Below are 256 nucleotides of genomic sequence, written 5' to 3'. Positions count from 1 at the left end.
CAAGGTCGAGGCCGTGCTGAGCAACGGATCAACCTGGTAGGCAATGTCGCCCCAGAACTTGATGGGCAACGTTGGTGTTTGCCGCCCCAGCAGAAAAATGCCGACGAGGAGTTCGTCGAAGGATGTGAGGAAAGCCAACAGTCCTGCCGTAAGGAGAGCAGGTTTGAGGATTGGTAGCGTGACAAATCGAAGCGTTTGTAGTGGACGAGCTCCATGCACTGCGGCTGCTGGCTCTAGGGACTGGTCAAAACTTCTC

General features: G+C 55.5%; 1 protein-coding gene. It reads right to left on the bottom strand.

Annotation, left to right across the window (positions count from 1 at the left end; genetic code table 11):
• The coding region (locus EOD29_RS33160; RefSeq protein ID WP_127248865.1) for an ABC transporter permease subunit at positions 1-256 on the bottom strand (256 nt) is incomplete at both ends.

The sequence above is a fragment of the Mesorhizobium sp. M1A.T.Ca.IN.004.03.1.1 genome, from assembly GCF_003997555.1.
Classification (GTDB): Bacteria; Pseudomonadota; Alphaproteobacteria; order Rhizobiales; family Rhizobiaceae; genus Mesorhizobium.
This window is presented reverse-complemented; position numbering and strand designations above follow the sequence as displayed.